This is a genomic window from Cellulomonas sp. P2_F12, assembly GCF_056403775.1.
Genome location: NZ_JBFUEV010000006.1, coordinates 1 through 14695, shown reverse-complemented (window position 1 = coordinate 14695; position 14695 = coordinate 1). Strand labels below are relative to the sequence as shown.

The 14695-nt window shown below is 73.9% G+C and carries 14 protein-coding genes; 3 read left to right on the top strand and 11 right to left on the bottom strand.

Going from position 1 to position 14695, the window contains the following annotated elements; all coding sequences use genetic code 11:
- Positions 1 to 38: 38 nt before the first annotated feature.
- Together AC1DWH_RS13710 and AC1DWH_RS13705 are read right to left on the bottom strand one after the other, a co-directional pair.
- The gene (locus AC1DWH_RS13710) at positions 39 to 1262 is read right to left on the bottom strand and encodes an RNA polymerase sigma factor (RefSeq protein ID WP_477094141.1); all 1224 of its coding nucleotides are present in this window, start codon (positions 1260 to 1262) and stop codon (positions 39 to 41) included.
- 2 nt (positions 1263 to 1264) lie between these two features.
- The gene (locus AC1DWH_RS13705; protein ID WP_477094140.1) at positions 1265 to 1603 is read right to left on the bottom strand and encodes a YciI family protein; all 339 of its coding nucleotides are present in this window, start codon (positions 1601 to 1603) and stop codon (positions 1265 to 1267) included.
- A gap of 120 nt (positions 1604 to 1723) precedes the next feature.
- Here AC1DWH_RS13705 and AC1DWH_RS13700 point away from each other — a divergent pair, with 120 nt between their 5' ends.
- Positions 1724 to 2500: an alpha/beta fold hydrolase gene (locus tag AC1DWH_RS13700; protein WP_477094139.1), complete on the top strand. Its 777-nt coding sequence runs from the start codon at positions 1724 to 1726 to the stop codon at positions 2498 to 2500.
- Here AC1DWH_RS13700 and AC1DWH_RS13695 read toward each other — a convergent pair whose 3' ends face one another.
- From AC1DWH_RS13695 to AC1DWH_RS13685, 3 genes are all read right to left on the bottom strand, one after another.
- Positions 2501 to 3022 (bottom strand): AMIN-like domain-containing (lipo)protein, encoded by a 522-nt coding sequence (locus AC1DWH_RS13695; protein ID WP_456844901.1) that lies wholly within the window; start codon positions 3020 to 3022, stop codon positions 2501 to 2503. It abuts the gene before it with no gap.
- A gap of 97 nt (positions 3023 to 3119) precedes the next feature.
- Positions 3120 to 3884, bottom strand: a complete 765-nt coding sequence (locus AC1DWH_RS13690; RefSeq protein WP_477094138.1) for a matrixin family metalloprotease — start codon at positions 3882 to 3884, stop codon at positions 3120 to 3122.
- 406 nt (positions 3885 to 4290) lie between these two features.
- Positions 4291 to 5874 (bottom strand): glycosyl hydrolase family 18 protein, encoded by a 1584-nt coding sequence (locus tag AC1DWH_RS13685; protein ID WP_477094137.1) that lies wholly within the window; start codon positions 5872 to 5874, stop codon positions 4291 to 4293.
- 544 nt (positions 5875 to 6418) lie between these two features.
- On the opposite strand from AC1DWH_RS13685, the gene AC1DWH_RS13680 reads away from it, so the two are divergent.
- Positions 6419 to 6661, top strand: a complete 243-nt coding sequence (locus AC1DWH_RS13680; protein ID WP_456844904.1) for a hypothetical protein — start codon at positions 6419 to 6421, stop codon at positions 6659 to 6661.
- Between the two features lie 49 nt (positions 6662 to 6710).
- Positions 6711 to 7394, top strand: coding sequence for a rhomboid-like protein (locus AC1DWH_RS13675; RefSeq protein ID WP_456844905.1), 684 nt, complete (start codon positions 6711 to 6713; stop codon positions 7392 to 7394).
- Here the strand turns inward: AC1DWH_RS13675 and AC1DWH_RS13670 are convergent, their stop codons facing one another.
- From AC1DWH_RS13670 to AC1DWH_RS13645, 6 genes are all read right to left on the bottom strand, one after another.
- Entirely contained in the window at positions 7395 to 8156 is a 762-nt protein-coding gene (locus AC1DWH_RS13670) for an FHA domain-containing protein (protein ID WP_477094136.1), read from the bottom strand.
- Positions 8153 to 9430: a vWA domain-containing protein gene (locus AC1DWH_RS13665; protein WP_477094135.1), complete on the bottom strand. Its 1278-nt coding sequence runs from the start codon at positions 9428 to 9430 to the stop codon at positions 8153 to 8155. The genes AC1DWH_RS13670 and AC1DWH_RS13665 overlap by 4 nt, the downstream gene beginning before the upstream one ends.
- Positions 9431 to 9443: 13 nt before the next feature.
- A complete protein-coding gene (locus AC1DWH_RS13660) occupies positions 9444 to 10478 on the bottom strand; it encodes a PP2C family protein-serine/threonine phosphatase (protein ID WP_477094134.1) in 1035 nt (344 codons plus the stop codon).
- Positions 10463 to 12757: a serine/threonine-protein kinase gene (locus AC1DWH_RS13655; RefSeq protein WP_477094133.1), complete on the bottom strand. Its 2295-nt coding sequence runs from the start codon at positions 12755 to 12757 to the stop codon at positions 10463 to 10465. The genes AC1DWH_RS13660 and AC1DWH_RS13655 overlap by 16 nt, the downstream gene beginning before the upstream one ends.
- Positions 12754 to 13866 (bottom strand): hypothetical protein, encoded by a 1113-nt coding sequence (locus tag AC1DWH_RS13650; protein WP_477094132.1) that lies wholly within the window; start codon positions 13864 to 13866, stop codon positions 12754 to 12756. The genes AC1DWH_RS13655 and AC1DWH_RS13650 overlap by 4 nt, the downstream gene beginning before the upstream one ends.
- Positions 13863 to 14695: glutamate ABC transporter substrate-binding protein (locus tag AC1DWH_RS13645; RefSeq protein ID WP_477094131.1), on the bottom strand; the 833-nt coding region annotated here is incomplete at its 5' end. The genes AC1DWH_RS13645 and AC1DWH_RS13650, both read right to left, overlap by 4 nt.

The window sequence follows — 14695 nt, the reverse complement described above, 5'->3', positions numbered from 1 at the left end:
CGCCGCGGTCCCATCCCGCGACGGTACTCGCGGGGTTGCTACCCGAGCAGCCTGGCCTGGAGGTACGCCCGCTCGGCATCGTTCGTCGTCCGCGTGAGCGCCTCGCGGTAGGAGTCGGCGGCCTCGTCGGCGCGGCCCTGGCGACGCAGCAGGTCGGCCCGGACCGCCGCGACCAGGGGGTGGTCGTCGGCCGTGGCGAGGGCGTCGAGACCCGCCTGCGGACCGTGGACCATGGCGACGGCCACGGCCCGGTTGACCTGCACGGCCGGCGACGGGAGCAGCGCGACGAGCTCGTCGTACAGCCGCAGGATCCGCGGCCAGTCGGTGCCGTCGGCCGTCTCGGCGGTCGCATGGCACGCCGCGATCATCGCCTGCAGCTGGTACGGACCGACGCGCTCCGGCCGCAGCGCCCGCCGCAGCTCGGCCAGGCCGGTCTCGATCGCCTCCGAGTCCCACGCCGACCGGTCCTGCTCCTCGAGGGGCACCAGCACCCCGTCGGCGTCCGTGCGGGCGGCGGCGCGCGCGTGCTGGAGCAGCAGGAGGGCGTGCAGTCCGGCGGCCTCCGGGTCGTCGGGGTCGAGCGCCGTCAGCAGCCGCGCGAGGTCGAGCGCCTCGTGGCAGAGGTCGACGCGGACCAGGTGCGGCCCCGCGGTCGCCGCGTACCCCTCGGTGAACACCAGGTACAGCACGGCCAGCACCGCCGGGGTCCGCTCGGGCAGCTGGGCGGCCGACGGCACCCGGTACGGGATGCCCGCGACGGCGATCTTGTGCTTGGTGCGGACCAGCCGCTTGGCCATCGTGGCCTCGGGCACCCCGAACAGCCGCGCGATCTCGGCCGTCGTGAGCCCGCAGAGGGTCCGCAGCGCCAGCTCGACCCGCGACGACAGGGCGAGGGCCGGGTGGCAGGCCGTGAACAGCAGCCGGAGGCGTTCGTCGGCGATCCCGCTGTCCATCGCGTCGAGGTCCGGCGCGTCCACGTCCGGGTCGACGGGCTCCTCGACGAGGGCGCGGAGCTTCTCCGCGCCGACGCGCTCCCGCCGGATCCGGTCGATCGCGCGGTGGCGGGCCGTCGTGGTGAGCCACGCGCGCGGCACGTCGGGGATGCCGTCGCGCCGCCACGTCTGCAGCGCGGTGGCGAACGCGTCCTGCGTGCACTCCTCGGCCAGGTCCCAGTCGCCGGTCAGCCGGATGAGCGTCGCGACGAGCCGCCCCCAGTCCCGCGCGAACGTGTCCGCGAGGACGCGCTCGACGTCGTCGGGCATGGTCAGTGCACCCGTACGGGCCGGACCTCGACCTGCCCGAACGCCGCCGCCGGGTGGGCGGCCGCGATCGCGACGGCCTCGTCCAGGTCCGCGCAGTCGACGAGCGCGAGCCCGCCCACCTGCTCGCGGCCCTCGGCGAACGGGCCGTCGGTCAGCAGGACCTCCCCGTCCCGCCGGCGCACGGTGGTCGCCGTCCCGCTCTCGTGCAGCCCGACGTGGGCCCGCAGGACGCCGCGCCGCTCGAGATCGGAGATCCACGCGTCGAACGAGCCGGGCGCGCCGTCCCGCATGCGGGCCTGCGCGGCCTCCTCGTCGGCGCTGATGAGCAACAGGTACTCCATGACGGTTCCTTCCGTGGTGAGGGTTCTCGCCCTGGACGAACGGGCCGCACCACGAAGGACAGTGTCCATCGGCGGCTCCCTGCTTCGTCCTGGTGGTGACCCACCCACCGAAGGAGAACCATGCAGACCCTCGACTCGGCCGACGGCACCACGATCGCCTACGAGCGCGCCGGCGACGGCCCCCCGATCGTGTTCGCCACCGGCGCGTTCAACGACCACACCACCTGCGCGGAGCTGGCCGCCCTCCTTGCCGACGACCACACCGTGCTCACCTACGACCGCCGCGCGCGCGGCCGCAGCGGGGACACCGCGCCGTACGCGATCGAGCGGGAGATCGAGGACCTCGCCGCGCTGGTCGACCTGGTCGGCGGGAGCGCCGCGGTCTTCGGCTTCTCCTCCGGGGGCAACCTCGCCCTCGCCGCCGCGGCCGCGGGCGTCCCGGTCACGCACCTCGCGCTGTACGAGGCACCGTTCGCCCTCGGCGGCATGCCCGCCCGGCCCGCGGACCTGCCCGGCCGGCTCACCGACCTGATGGCGCAGCACCGACCCGACGACGCCGTCGCGCTCTTCCAGACCGAGGGCGTCGGCATCCCCGCGCCGATGGTCGAGCAGTTCCGCGCCTCGCCGGGCTGGCCGTCGCTCGTCGCGATCGCGCAGAGCACGGTCTACGACGCGACGATCACGTCGACCCTCGGCGTCCCGACCCCGGCGATGGCCGACGTCCCGGTGCCCACCGTCGTGATCACGGGCGCCGAGACCTGGCCGGGCCTGCCGGAGTCCGCGGCCGCGCTGGCCGCCCTGCTCCCCCACGCCCGCCACGTCGTCGTCCCCGGGGGCGCGAACCACGGCATCCCGGCGGAGGCCACCGCGGCGGTCGTGCGCGAGCTGCTGCGCTGATCACCAGCGGTGCGCGACGTCCACCACCAGGCGCGACGACGTGCCCGGCCCGGCGAGCGTGAACACGCGGAACGGCAACCGCGCCCGCACGCCCAGCCCGACGCTGGTGTACCCCTCGAAGGTGCCCGCGAAGACCACCTGCCGGAACGTCCGGTACCCGGTCACGTTCCGCAGCTCGAGCGGGTTCGCCGGCGCGAAGGTGTAGCCCGGGTCGTTCACCGTGATCTCGAGGGCGGCGCCGCCGCGGGTCGGGATCACCGCACCCGAGCCGTCCTGCGTCACCTGCGGCACGTACCGCGCGGTGTACCCGCCGACGCCGCCGGCCACGTCGATCACCAGCCGGTCGTAGCAGGTGTGCCGCCCGGTCCGGACGTCGACCACGGGCGCCTGCGACAACCCCGGCGCCGACTTCTCCAGCGAGCCCCAGACCAGGCCGCAGTAGGGCGCCGCCGTGGCCGACGACGCCGGGACCAGCAGGAACGCGCCCACCAGCAGCACGATCGACCAGAATGCACGCCTCATCGCACGACCTCCTCGTCGCGCGGGCATCGCCGACGGATGTCCGATCCTCCAGGTTACGTCCGTGGAGCCATGACATAACGGGTGATTTCGGCCTGCACTAGATCTCCGGGACGCACACCCCGCGGCCGAGTGCGGCGAGCCCGGTCAGGTCGCCCGATCCCAGCTCGGTGACACCCTGCTGCGCCTCGGGGTACATGATCTGGGTCGCGTCCTCGACGTGCTGGAGCCCGACCAGGTGCCCGAACTCGTGCAGGACGATCGATCCCGCCACGGCGTCACCGCCGGGCTCGGACATGACCTCGGTGAGCTGCGGTCCGTCCAGCGTCACTGCGCCCGTCACGTACACCTTGCCGCGCCCGTCGACACTCATCGGCATGCTGCCTCCGACGCCTGCCACATACCCCGCCAGATCGGCCGTCTCGTCCGGCGACGACCAGCTGACCAGCACCGGCACCCACCGATCGCCGTACCGGTCCTCTTGGTAGAACTGTCGCGTCGCCGAGGGCCGCTCGTCGGTCGACCCGTCGTCGACGAACCGGAGCCCGGTGGCGAGCGAGATGCGCGCGACGGCGTCGGCCACGAGCGCAGCACCGTTGGCCGGTGCGCCGTCCGGCCGCGTCACGTAGTGGATCGGCCGGCACGGGTCGTAGGCGACCGGCGTCCCGCCGTCGACCTGGGTCGCGACGAAGGCGAACGACGTCCCGGTGACAACCGAGGCCGCCGGAGAACCCAGGGGGCTCGCAGCCTCCTCGCGCCCCGGCGTCGGGAGTCCGGGGACACGAGCGGGGGGAGCGCTGGAGATGCCCAGAGCCACGAGCGCCTGGGTCGGCCCGCCGACCTGCACCACCCACGACGCGATCACGAGGGCGACCACGAGGACCGCGGCCGCGGCTGAGCCGCGTCCCGTCGACGCCCGGCCGGCGTCGTGGACGGCTCTCGACCGCCGCCGATCACGACTGCGGCGTCCCGCCCTGGGAGCAGTCCCCCCGAGGACCGGCGGACCCGATCGCCAGACGTCGCGCTGCTGGGGCACCCGCCCCGCTGCCTCGTCGATCACCCACTGCGGCACTCGGCCGGTCGGAGATCGGGGAAGGTCGTCCGGAGCCTGACGGACTCCCGTGCGTTCGTGGTCCAAGGACACCCCTCGTCTCGGGGGCCTGTCGACGGGCCCTCGAGCCCATCGGCAGGTGACAGGGGCAACTGAAGCCCGGGCAGAGAGAAGCCCGGCCGCCGGGGAGAGGACCGGCGGCCGGGCTCGGGCGATCGGGCTACTTCAGCCCGTCGGACAGCGCGGTCATGAGCTCGCCGTTCGTGGTGTCGCCGGACAGCTCCCAGGCGAACGCGCCGCCCAGGCCCTTGCTCGTGGCCCACGCCATCTTGCTGGTGAGGGTGGCCGGGGTGTCGTAGCTCCACCACTCCGAGCCGCACGTGGCGTACGCGGTGCCGCCGACGGTGCCCGTGGCCGGGCACTTCGTCTTGAGCACCTTGTAGTCCTCGATGCCGGCCTCGTAGGTGCCGGGCGCGGCGCCCGTCGCCGAACCGCCGGGCGCGGTCTGCGTGACCCCGGTCCAGCCGCGGCCGTAGAAGCCGACGCCCAGCAGGATCTTGTTCGCCGGGATGCCCTTGCCGATCAGCTTGTTGATCGCGTCCTCGGCGTCGAAGCCCTGCTGCGGGATGCCCGCGTAGGACGTCAGGGGCGAGTGGGGCGCGGTCGGGCCGGTCGGGTTGAACGCGCCGAAGTAGTCGTACGTCATCGGCATGATCCAGTCGAGCTTCTGCGCCCCGCTGGCGTAGTCGGCGAGGTCGATCTTGCCGCCGGCCGAGCCGTCGGCGGTGATCGCCGCCGTGACCAGCCTGCTGCTGCCGAACTTGGCGCGGAGCGCGGAGACGACGGTGTTGAACGCGGCCGGGCCGCTGGAGTCGCACTGCAGGCCGCAGGCGTTCGGGTACTCCCAGTCGACGTCGATGCCGTCGAAGACGCCGGCCCACCGCGGGTCGTTGACCAGGTTGTAGCAGGAGGTGGCGAACGCCGTCGGGTTGGCCGCGGCCTGCGTGAAGCCGGCCGACCAGGTCCAGCCGCCGAACGACCAGACCACCTTGAGGCCGGGGTGCATGGCCTTGAGCTTCTTGAGCTGGTTGAAGTTGCCGCGCAGCGGCTGGTCCCACGTGTCGGCGACGCCGTCGACGGAGTCCGCCGCGGTGTACGCCTTGTCGTAGTCGGCGTACGAGTCACCGATCGAGCACTGCCCGTTGGAGGTGTTGCCGAACGCGTAGACGATCGTGCTCAGCTTCGCTGCTGCGCCGCTCGTCTCGATGTTCTTGACGTGGTAGCTGCGGCCGTACACGCCCCACTCGGTGAAGTAGGCGACGACCTTCTTGCCGCCCGGCGGCGGGGGCGTGGTCGTCGTCGGGGTCGGCGTGGGAGTGGGGGTCGGCGTGCTGGTGGGCGTGCTCGTCGGGGTGCCCCCGGTACAGGCGACGCCGTTGATGCTGCACGCCGTCGGCGTCGCGAACGGACCCGTGGCGATGTAGCCCCACGTCTGCGAGCCGCCGGGTGCGAGGTTGGCGGCCCAGCTCTTGTTCACGGCCTTGTAGTGGTTGCCGGTCCTCGTGACGTCGGCGTCCCACGAGCTGCTGACCGTGTCGCCGGCCGGCAGGTCGAACTCGAGGGTCCAGGCGGCCACGGCGGCGGTCCCCGAGTTGGTGACCTTGACGTTGACCTGGTGGCCGCTGCCCCAGTCTCCGGCGGACGTGAACGTCGCCGAGATCGTGCCCGCGGCGAACGCCGGCTGGGTCACCACCATCGCGGCGACCAGGGCCGCCAGCGCTGCCAGGACGGTGGCCACCAGCACGGGACGTCGTCGTCCCCCGGGCCTCTGAGCGGAGTGTCGTGCGAGAGCCATCGTCGGTCCCCTGTTCATCGTCGGAGCGTCGAATATGTAAGGAGTGTGTACTAATGGTTCACAACGGACGCTAACAAGAGTCACAGGGTGGAGTCAATGGCCGCAGTCCGACCGTGACCGCGTCGACAGGAATGCGACATTCTCGGAATGCGCTCGCCGCGACAACGCGGAGCGCCGCTCGGTGGTGCACTCGACATGACCGGCTGGCGGCGAGTTTCTGCAGGTGAGAGCTCCGAACGACCGCTCGACCGACGCCGGGCCGCCCATCGCGGCGCCGACCAAGAATGCCGAGTGCCGCCTGCGTCCAGCCGTATTTCTCGCAGGGCTGAGGAATGTCCGGCATGCCGCGCGAACCCGGCGAGGTTGAGAGGAGAGCGGGTGTCCGTGCGACGGAGGCGGCTGCTCCTTCCGGGTGGAGCGTGCGCGTGTCGCTCGGCATCCGTGGCGGGAGGCGCGCACGATGGACGACAACCGGAGCGAAGGGGCGACGGACATGACGGTCGTCGATCAGCAGCACCGCCAGCACGAGGTCGATCCCGCGCTGGAGGAGCGGGTACGGCGCGAGCTCGCGGGTGCCCCGTGGTTCCGGCTCGCGGCGGCCACCAGTCGGGCGCACCACGAGTACGACGAGGCCCTGCGCCGGCACGACGAGGCCGCCGCTCAGCTGGCGCGCGACCGGCACACGGTGCTCGAGCGCCTGCTCGCCGACGAGGCGGCCCACCGGCACCACGGCTGACCAGGGCGGCGACCGGTCGGCGCCGCGCTCCGGCGGTAGCGTGACCGGCATGACCGACGGGCAGTCCGCGCCGGACCGGCGCACCGCCCGCGAGCTGGCCGGGGCGGTGCTGAGGGACGTCGGTCGCACGGTCGCCCGCGCCGACCTCGCCATCGCCTACTGCGCCGCCGTGACGATCGTGACGCTGCTGGTCCACCTGCAGCCCGAGGAGCGCACCGAGGAGATCCTCGCCCGGGTCAGCGGCAACCTGAACAACCTCCGTGCCGAGCCGCTGCTGTCGATGCTCGGCAGCGCGTTCGTCGTCGAGAGCGTGGCGGGGCTCCTGCTCGTCGTGCAGCTGCTCGTCGTCCTCGCCTACCTGCAGCAGTTCGTCGGGCGGCTGGCCTCCCTGGTGGTCGGCCTGGCGGGGCACGTCGGGGCCGGGCTGATCGTCGCGGCGGGTCTGGCCACCGGGATCTTCCACGGCTTCGTGGACGAGAGCGTCGCCGAGGCCACCGACGTCGGCGTCAGCTACGTGATGGCCGCCGCGATGGGCTTCCTGACGCTCGCCGTGCCGACGCGCTGGCGCTGGTGGTACCTGGGCGCGACGGCGGCCTTCTGGCTCGTGCCGGGCGCGATCAACCGGACGTTCACCGATGCCGGCCACGCGGCCGCGCTGACCATCGGGCTCCTGCTCGCGGTGGTCGCCGGTCGGGCGGTCCGGGCCGACCGGCTGGCGCGCCCGCAGCCCTGATCAGACCTCGCCGGGCAGCGCCGTCCGGATCACGATGCGCGTCCACGCCCCGATGAACAGCCGGTCGCCGTCCTCGATCTCGCGCCGTTGCCCCGGGGGGATCGGGGTGGTCGGCAGCGGGTCGCCCGCGCGGCTCACGTAGGTGCCGTTGGCCGACTGCAGGTCCTCGACCCACCAGCGCTGGCCGTCCGTGTTGAGCTGGCAGTGCCGCCGCGAGACCCCGGAGTCGGTCCCGCAGTCGACCGCGGGGTGGATGTTGCGGGACACCGAGGGGCGGCCGACGAGCACGCTGCGCTCACGCAGGGGCACCAGCCCGGGCAGGCCGGCCGACGGCATCGGGTCCTCGGGCTGCTGCGCGGCGTACCAGTCGGGGTCCACCCAGATCTCGGCGACCCACGACTCGGGACCGTCGGGCGCGGGGGTCGGCAGAGCGGCAGCGGGCGCCGGGTCGGGCTCGACGACGGCCGACGGCGCGGCGGGGGCGACCACAGGCGCGGCGACGACCGGCGCGGGGTCGGCGACGGCCGGCGCGGGGTCGGCACCCGCCGGCAGCGACCCCGTCGTGAAGTCGTAGCCGCACGTCTCGCAGAAGAGGGCGAGCGACGACGCCGGGGCGCCGCAGTGCGGGCACGTCGTGGTCGTGGCGACCACGGGCGTCGGCGCGGACGCCGGCGGGGCGGCGTTCTCGATCGGCGAGCCGCAGATGTCGCAGTAGTCGGTCGAGGTGGACTGATGACCGTTGGGGCAGGTGACGGTGCTCACCGGCGGACCCGGGTGGTCTTGGTGGAGGCGGTGTCGAGCGCCATCTCGTCGAGCTTGTCCGCGTTGCGCTTGAGGCGCACGGTGCCCTTCTCCTCGTCGTCGACGTCGACCACCCTGCGCAGCTTGGAGGTCGCCTCCTCGTTGCCCGTCTCCGCGGCCAGCTGCACCGCGCGACCGAGCTTCACGGTGGCCGTCGCCTCGTCCCCGGCCGCCTTCGCCGCCAGGCCCTCCTGGATCGCCGACGCGAGCTCGGCCTGCCCGGTGTAGTGCGCGACCTCGGGGTTGATGCGGGCGGTCAGCGAGCTGTCGTCGGACCAGCGGGCCTTGACCAGTCCCGAGGCGAGCACCTCTCCCCCGACCGCGATCTGCACGCGCGCGGCCAGCTGCTCGGAGCCGACGGGCTTCGACGGCACCCGGACGGCCACGTGGTAGTCGCGGGACTCGTCGCCCCAGGACCCGGTCGGGTACGAGCCCGTGAGGGCGTTGACCTCGGTGCGCCGCGCCGTGAGGTCCTCGACGGTCGGGGCCACGCGACGCACGAACAGCACCTGCGCACCCTGCGGCGCCCACACGCGCAGCTCGGCGTCGGCGACGCCCTTGGACATCGACTCGTTCACCAGCGCCTTGAAGTCCTCGGCGATGTCGGCGGGCTTGCGGATGAGGTCGACGGTGCCCAGCAGCGCGGTCGCGATCTCGCGGAGCTCGGCCACCTCCCAGCTCGACCCGACGCCGCGGGCGTCGCACTGGAAATGGCCCGTGACGGCATAGATCGCCTTCGACAGCTCGCCGCGCGGCTCGGACTCGTTGCGCCCGTCCGTCAGCAGGATCGCGTGCTTCTGGGCGGCCTGCGGGACCATCGCGAAGATCGCGTCGGCCAGGCGCAGCCATGTGCTCATCGCCGTGCCGCCCGAGGGCCGCATGTACGAGATGGCGCGCTTGGCCTCCTCGCGCGCACCGGGCTCCATCTGCACGATCGCGACCGGGGCGTTCGGGTACGGGAACGCGCGGTTGGCCACGTGGCTGCCGCCGATGACCGCGAACCAGGTGCCGTCGACGATCTGGTCGACCGCGACCTGCGCCGCGTGCTTGGCCGCCTCGATGTTCGGGCCGCTCATCGAGCCGGACGTGTCGATGATGACGATCTCGGCGACCTCGCCCGTGCTGGAGGCCGCGGTGCCCGCGCCGGAGCTGGTCACCGTGACGATCGCGTGCACGTCGGTGGCGCCGTCGGAGAGGAACTCGTTCTGGAACACCTCGGTGCGGAAGTCGGCCACTATGGCTCCTTGCTCAGGCTGCCGGTTCGGTCTGGACAGTATCGAAGGGTTGCTCGACGCGGGCCAACGCGGCCGTGATGTTGTCGTGGCCGCCCTGCTCGTTCGCCCAGCGCACCAGCTCGCCGGCGATCGCGTCGGGCGCGGGGCCGTGGGCGGCCACGGCGCGGTGCAGCAGGTCGGCGACGTCGGCCGCCTCCGAGCAGTAGTTCCACAGGCCGTCGGAGCAGACGAGCACCCAGCCGGCCCCTTGCGCGTGGGTGGTCCCGGTGCTCGGCACCACGGTCTCGGCGTCGGCCCCCAGCCAGCGGGTGATGGCGTGCCCCTCGGGCGAGGCCTCCGCGCGGGCCCGGGGCACGCCGCGGGCGATCATCTCGTTCGCGGCCGAGTCGTCGACGCTCACCTGCAGCGCGTCCCCCGCGTCGGGCACCCAGTACACCCGCGAGTCCCCGAGCCAGCCGGCGACGACCGTCGGCCCGTCGACCACCGCGGCGACGAAGGTGCACGACGGCGGCTCGGCGCGCGCGGCCATGTCCCCGATCGCGTCCGCGATGCCCTGGTCGGCCGCGGCGGCCGCCTTGTCCAGCAGCGCCGACCAGGCGCCGACCGTGCCGTCGGCCGACCCCGTCACCAGCACGTCCCGCGCCGCGCGCGCCGCGGCCAGGCTGGCGATGTCCGAGTCCGCGACCGAGGAGACCCCGTCGCAGACCACGAGCACCGCGAACCCCCCGGCGACGGCAAGAGCCATCGCGTCCTCGTTGCGGGTGTGCCGCACGCCGCGGTCGCACACCCCGCCGACCGTCGGGGACGGCAGCTCGCTCCAGTGGTCGCGCTCGCTCGCCGCCGGCTCGCCGCACAGCTCGCAGTACCCGTCCGCGGCGATCGTGCCGCCGCACGCGCGGCAGACGGGGCCCGCCGCAGCCGCCTCGGGGGCGGCGACGACCGGGGCCGGGGCCGGCGGGCCGGCGAGGAGGGAACCGCACTGCTCGCAGAACAGCGCGCCGTCGCCCGCGACCGTGCCGCAGGACGGGCAGGTCACCACGTGGTCCACCGACGCACGCCGTTGGCCTGGTCCACCAGCTCGATCCGTTCGTCGTGGCTCTCGGCCAGGGCAGCTGACTCCCGCAGCGCCGCCTCGAGGGCGTCCCGCAGGCCCTGCTCCTGCGCCGGGACACCATCCAGCTGGACGGTGCGCGACGGCCCGTCCTTGAGGACGGTCGCCAGCGCGTTCCCGAGGACGTCGACGCGCAGCGAGGTCCGCGCACGGGCGTCGATGGCGACGCCGTGCACGCTCGCCAGCGCGGCCGACAGGGCGCCGAGGTCACGGGCGGACGCGGCCAGGAGCCGGGCGCGCATCATGCGGGCCTCGACGTAGGAGCTGCGGGTGGCCGTGACCAGGTCCAGCGCCGCCAGGGCACCGGCCGTGTCGCCGCGCGCGCTGCGGATCCGGGCCAGGCCGAACGCGGCCGGGGCGGTGTAGTTCGCGTCCGAGCGGGCGCAGATGACGTACAGCGACTCAGCGATGTCGGGCTCGGCGCTCTCCTCGCACGCGGTGGCCAGCGCGAGCTTGGGCGCCAGCTCGCCGGGCACCTGCCCGTAGACGGCGTTGAACGACGCGCGCGCCGCCACCGGGTCCCCGGCGGCCAGCTGCGCCAGCCCGCCCAGCCACGCCGCGCGCCACTCCCACGGGTCGTCCGCCAGGACCTGCGCGAGCGTCTGGTCGAGCACGTCCTGCCGACCAGCCTCGATCGCCGCGGCCGCCCGTCGCAGGCGGACCTCGACGGTGTCCTCGGGGGCGTCCGCGAGCGCGGCGATCCGCTGCTCGGGGTCGTTGACGTTGACCCCCGCCAGCCAGCTCGCGGCCGGGTCGCTCGGGTCGACCTTGAGCGCCGGCAGCTGGTCCCAGGCCAGCGGGTGACCGGCCTCGTCCGACGTCGGCGCCTCGAACAGCACCGACGCCGCCGAGTGCAGCGCGGGGCTGCCCGGGCCGCGGTCGGTGGCGACGACCTCGCGCAGCACGCCGAGCGTCTGCGCGCGCAGCTCGTCGACCGACGCGAACCGGTCGGACGGGTCCAGCGCGCAGGCCTTGGCCAGCAGCCGGTAGAACGAGTCGTAGGTCTGGAAGACGGCGGTGTCCGCCACGGGCGGCAGGGACGCCACGTAGGCACTGGTGTTGCCACGGAAGTCCAGGACCAGCGTGGCCAGCGTGCGACCGATCGTGTAGATGTCGGACGCCACGGACGGTCCGACCTCGGGCACCTCGGGGGCCTGGTAGCCCACGGTGCCGAAGATCGCCGACTGCAGGTCGTCGATCCGCCGGACGCCGCCGAGGTCGATGAGCTTGACCGCGTCGCCCTGCTGGATGACGTTGTCGGGCTTGAAGTCGCAGAACAGCAGGCCGACGTCGTGCAGGTACGCGAACGCGGGCAGGATCTCGAGGACGAAGGCGAGCGCCTGGTCCACCGGCAGCGGCGTGTTGACGCCCGCCGCGGCGTCGCGGCGGTCCTGCAGGATCTGCTTGAGCGACCGGCCGCCGACGTACTCCATGACGGTGTAGCCCGCGCCCTCGTGCATCGCGAAGTTGTAGATCTCGACGATGAGGGGGTGCTCGACCTCGGCGAGGAACTGCCGCTCCGAGATCGCGGCCGCGTACGCGTCGGGGTCCCCGGAGTTGAGCAGACCCTTGAGCACCACCCACCGGCCCGAGACGTTGCGGTCGCGCGCCAGGTAGATCCAGCCGAGCCCGCCGTGCGCCAGGCAGCCGACGACCTCGTACTGGCCGCCGACGAGGTCGCCCGGGTTCAGCGCCGGCGTGAAGTCGAAGTGCGTGCCGCACTTGGGGCAGAACCCCGCGGTCCGGCCGGGGACGCCGTCGCGCGACCGGCCGACCTCGGCGCCGCAGCTCGGGCAGAACCGCTTGCGCTCCTCGACCTCGGGCACGGCCATGACGGCCTGCAGCGGGTCCTGGACCGGCGCGGGCGGCACGGTGGTGAGCCCGGCACCCAGGCGCGCGCCGCGCAGCCGGGTCGACGACGTCCCGACGCGACGCGTGGGCCGCGAGCCCATCGCCACGGTGCGCGCGGAGCCGAGCGCGGCCGTGGCCAGGCGGCTGGAGCTGGTGCGCCCGGTGCGGGTGGACCGTTCGCCGCCCACGTCGGCGCCGCTGTCCGGCGCCGCCTGCGCGACGCCCGTCCCGAGCAGGGAGGTCGCCGACGCGGCCGCGGGGGCCGACGTCGCCGCCTGCGGCGAGCCGCAGACGTTGCACCAGCCGTCCTCGTAGGTGCCGGTGCAGCCGGGTTCGGCGCAGGGGAGCTGGGCGGTGGTCGTCATCGGGTCCGTCCCTCCTGACCTGCCGGGGGCAGGTCGCGGATGAGGTACTCGTACTGCTCCACGAGGAAGCGGGTCATCGTGATGTCGCAGGGGGTCTGGGCGACGACGGCACGGGCCTCGTCGTACCCGGACCGGACCGTCGGCGAGGCGCTGCGGCCGTTGGCGTCGGCGGCGGCGCGCGCGCCCTCGAGCCGGTAGCGGAGCTCGGCACGCTCGCGCAGGGGCGCGCTGTAGGCGTCGGCGACGGCGTCGAACGCACGGCCCACCGCCGCGAGCCGGTCGACGAACGCGTCCAGCTCCGTGCGGGTCGACGGGACCGCGCCGAGCCTCGAGACGTCCGGCACGGCGAGCTTGGGCGGGTGCGCGATCTCGCGCCGGCACCGGTCCGCCAGCTCGTGCAAGGTCGGCTCGCGGTTCTCCAGCGCGACCATGGTGGCCTGGGCGTCGGCCCGGCCCTTCTCGAGCGTGCGCCGCTGCGACACCTGCACGATGAGGTCGCGCTCCGCGAGGGCCGCGCGGGCCTCGAGCTCGGCGAGCGGTCCGCTGATGTCGGCGCCGCGGGCCGCCTGGGTCACCAGCTTCTGCTCGCGCACCCGCAGGGCGGCGACCAGCCCGGCGGCGGTCGTGTCGACGCCGGCGAGGTCCTCGCACCGGACCAGCCCGGCCCGCAGGCCGCGCAGCCGCGCCGCCTGGTCGGCGGTGTCCGGGTCGAACGACAGGCGTGCCCGGACCTGGGAGATCATCGCGTCGCAGAGCGTCACGGCCTCGACCAGCGAGACCAGCGCGGCGCCCAGCCCGGAGTCGAGCCGACCCCAGACCAGCTGCGACATCTTCTCGCGGGCCACCGCGTCGGCCCGGCCGGAGTCCCACACCTCGACCAGCTCGTCGGTGCGCGTCCGGATGGCCTGCCACATGGTCAGCGCGAGCAGCACGTCGTCGGTGTAGCTCTCGGAGGCAGGCGAGGCCTGCGCCGCGACGTCCAGCCGGTCGAGCTCGGTCCGGCGGTGCGCCAGCCACGCCTCGAGCCCGCTGAGGTACGCGAGGAGCTGGGGTGCCGGGATCGGCTCGCCCAGCCGCCCGGGTGCCTCGGGTGCGTCGGGTCCGCTCACGGGACCCGGCCGTACAGCGAGGTCGGCGGGGTGGGCGCCGGGCCCAGCGCGTGCAGCCAGCGGTCGTAGTTCGTGGCCCAGGTGCCGTCCGCCTTCATCTGGTCCAGCACGCCGTTGACGAACCGCACCAGGTCGACCTGGTCCGCCGCCACGCCGATGCCGTAGGGCTCGTCGCTGAACGCGTCGCCGACCACCTTGGCGTACGGGTCCTGGGCCGCGAACCCGGCGAGGATCGTGTCGTCACCGGTGATGGCGTCGACCTTGCCCTGCTGGAACAGCACCAGGCAGCCGGTGTGCGTCGGGGCGCTCACCGACGTGACGTCCGGGTAGGTGGTCTGCAGCCGCTCGAGGGTCGTCGTGCCGTCCGGTGCGCAGACCCGCTTCCCGGCGAGGTCGTCGATGCCCGTCGCGGCCGAGTCCCGCGTGACCAGCACCTTCTGCCCGGCGTGCAGGTACTCGGCGGAGAAGGCGATGGAGCCCCAGCGCTCGCAGTTCATGGTGAACGTGCGGGCCACCAGGTCGACCTCGTGGTTGGTCAGCACGTCGAGCCGCTGTGCCGAGGTGATCACGCGGAACTGCAGGCGGTTCGGGTCGCCGTCGAAGATCGCCGCCGAGATCGCGTGCAGGACGTCGATGTCGAAGCCCTCGATCTGGCCCGACAGGGGGTTGCGCGCGCCCATCAGCAGCGTGTCGGCGGAGACCCCGACGACGAGCGCGCCGCGGGACCGGATGGCGTCCACGGTCGGCGCGGCGCCGCCGTCGGGCGCGTACGAGGTCGTGGCGTCGTCGCACTCGGCCGCGGCGGGGGCGGCGGCCGTGGCCGTGGCGG

What these genes read in the sequence shown, in the direction of transcription:
- AC1DWH_RS13710 (WP_477094141.1), bottom strand. Translation starts at nt 1,262, where the DNA reads ATGCCCGACGACGTCGAGCGCGTCCTCGCGGACACGTTCGCGCGGGAC.
- AC1DWH_RS13705 (WP_477094140.1), bottom strand. Translation starts at nt 1,603, where the DNA reads ATGGAGTACCTGTTGCTCATCAGCGCCGACGAGGAGGCCGCGCAGGCC.
- AC1DWH_RS13700 (WP_477094139.1), top strand. Translation starts at nt 1,724, where the DNA reads ATGCAGACCCTCGACTCGGCCGACGGCACCACGATCGCCTACGAGCGC.
- AC1DWH_RS13695 (WP_456844901.1), bottom strand. Translation starts at nt 3,022, where the DNA reads ATGAGGCGTGCATTCTGGTCGATCGTGCTGCTGGTGGGCGCGTTCCTG.
- AC1DWH_RS13680 (WP_456844904.1), top strand. Translation starts at nt 6,419, where the DNA reads ATGACGGTCGTCGATCAGCAGCACCGCCAGCACGAGGTCGATCCCGCG.
- AC1DWH_RS13675 (WP_456844905.1), top strand. Translation starts at nt 6,711, where the DNA reads ATGACCGACGGGCAGTCCGCGCCGGACCGGCGCACCGCCCGCGAGCTG.
- AC1DWH_RS13655 (WP_477094133.1), bottom strand. Translation starts at nt 12,757, where the DNA reads ATGACGACCACCGCCCAGCTCCCCTGCGCCGAACCCGGCTGCACCGGC.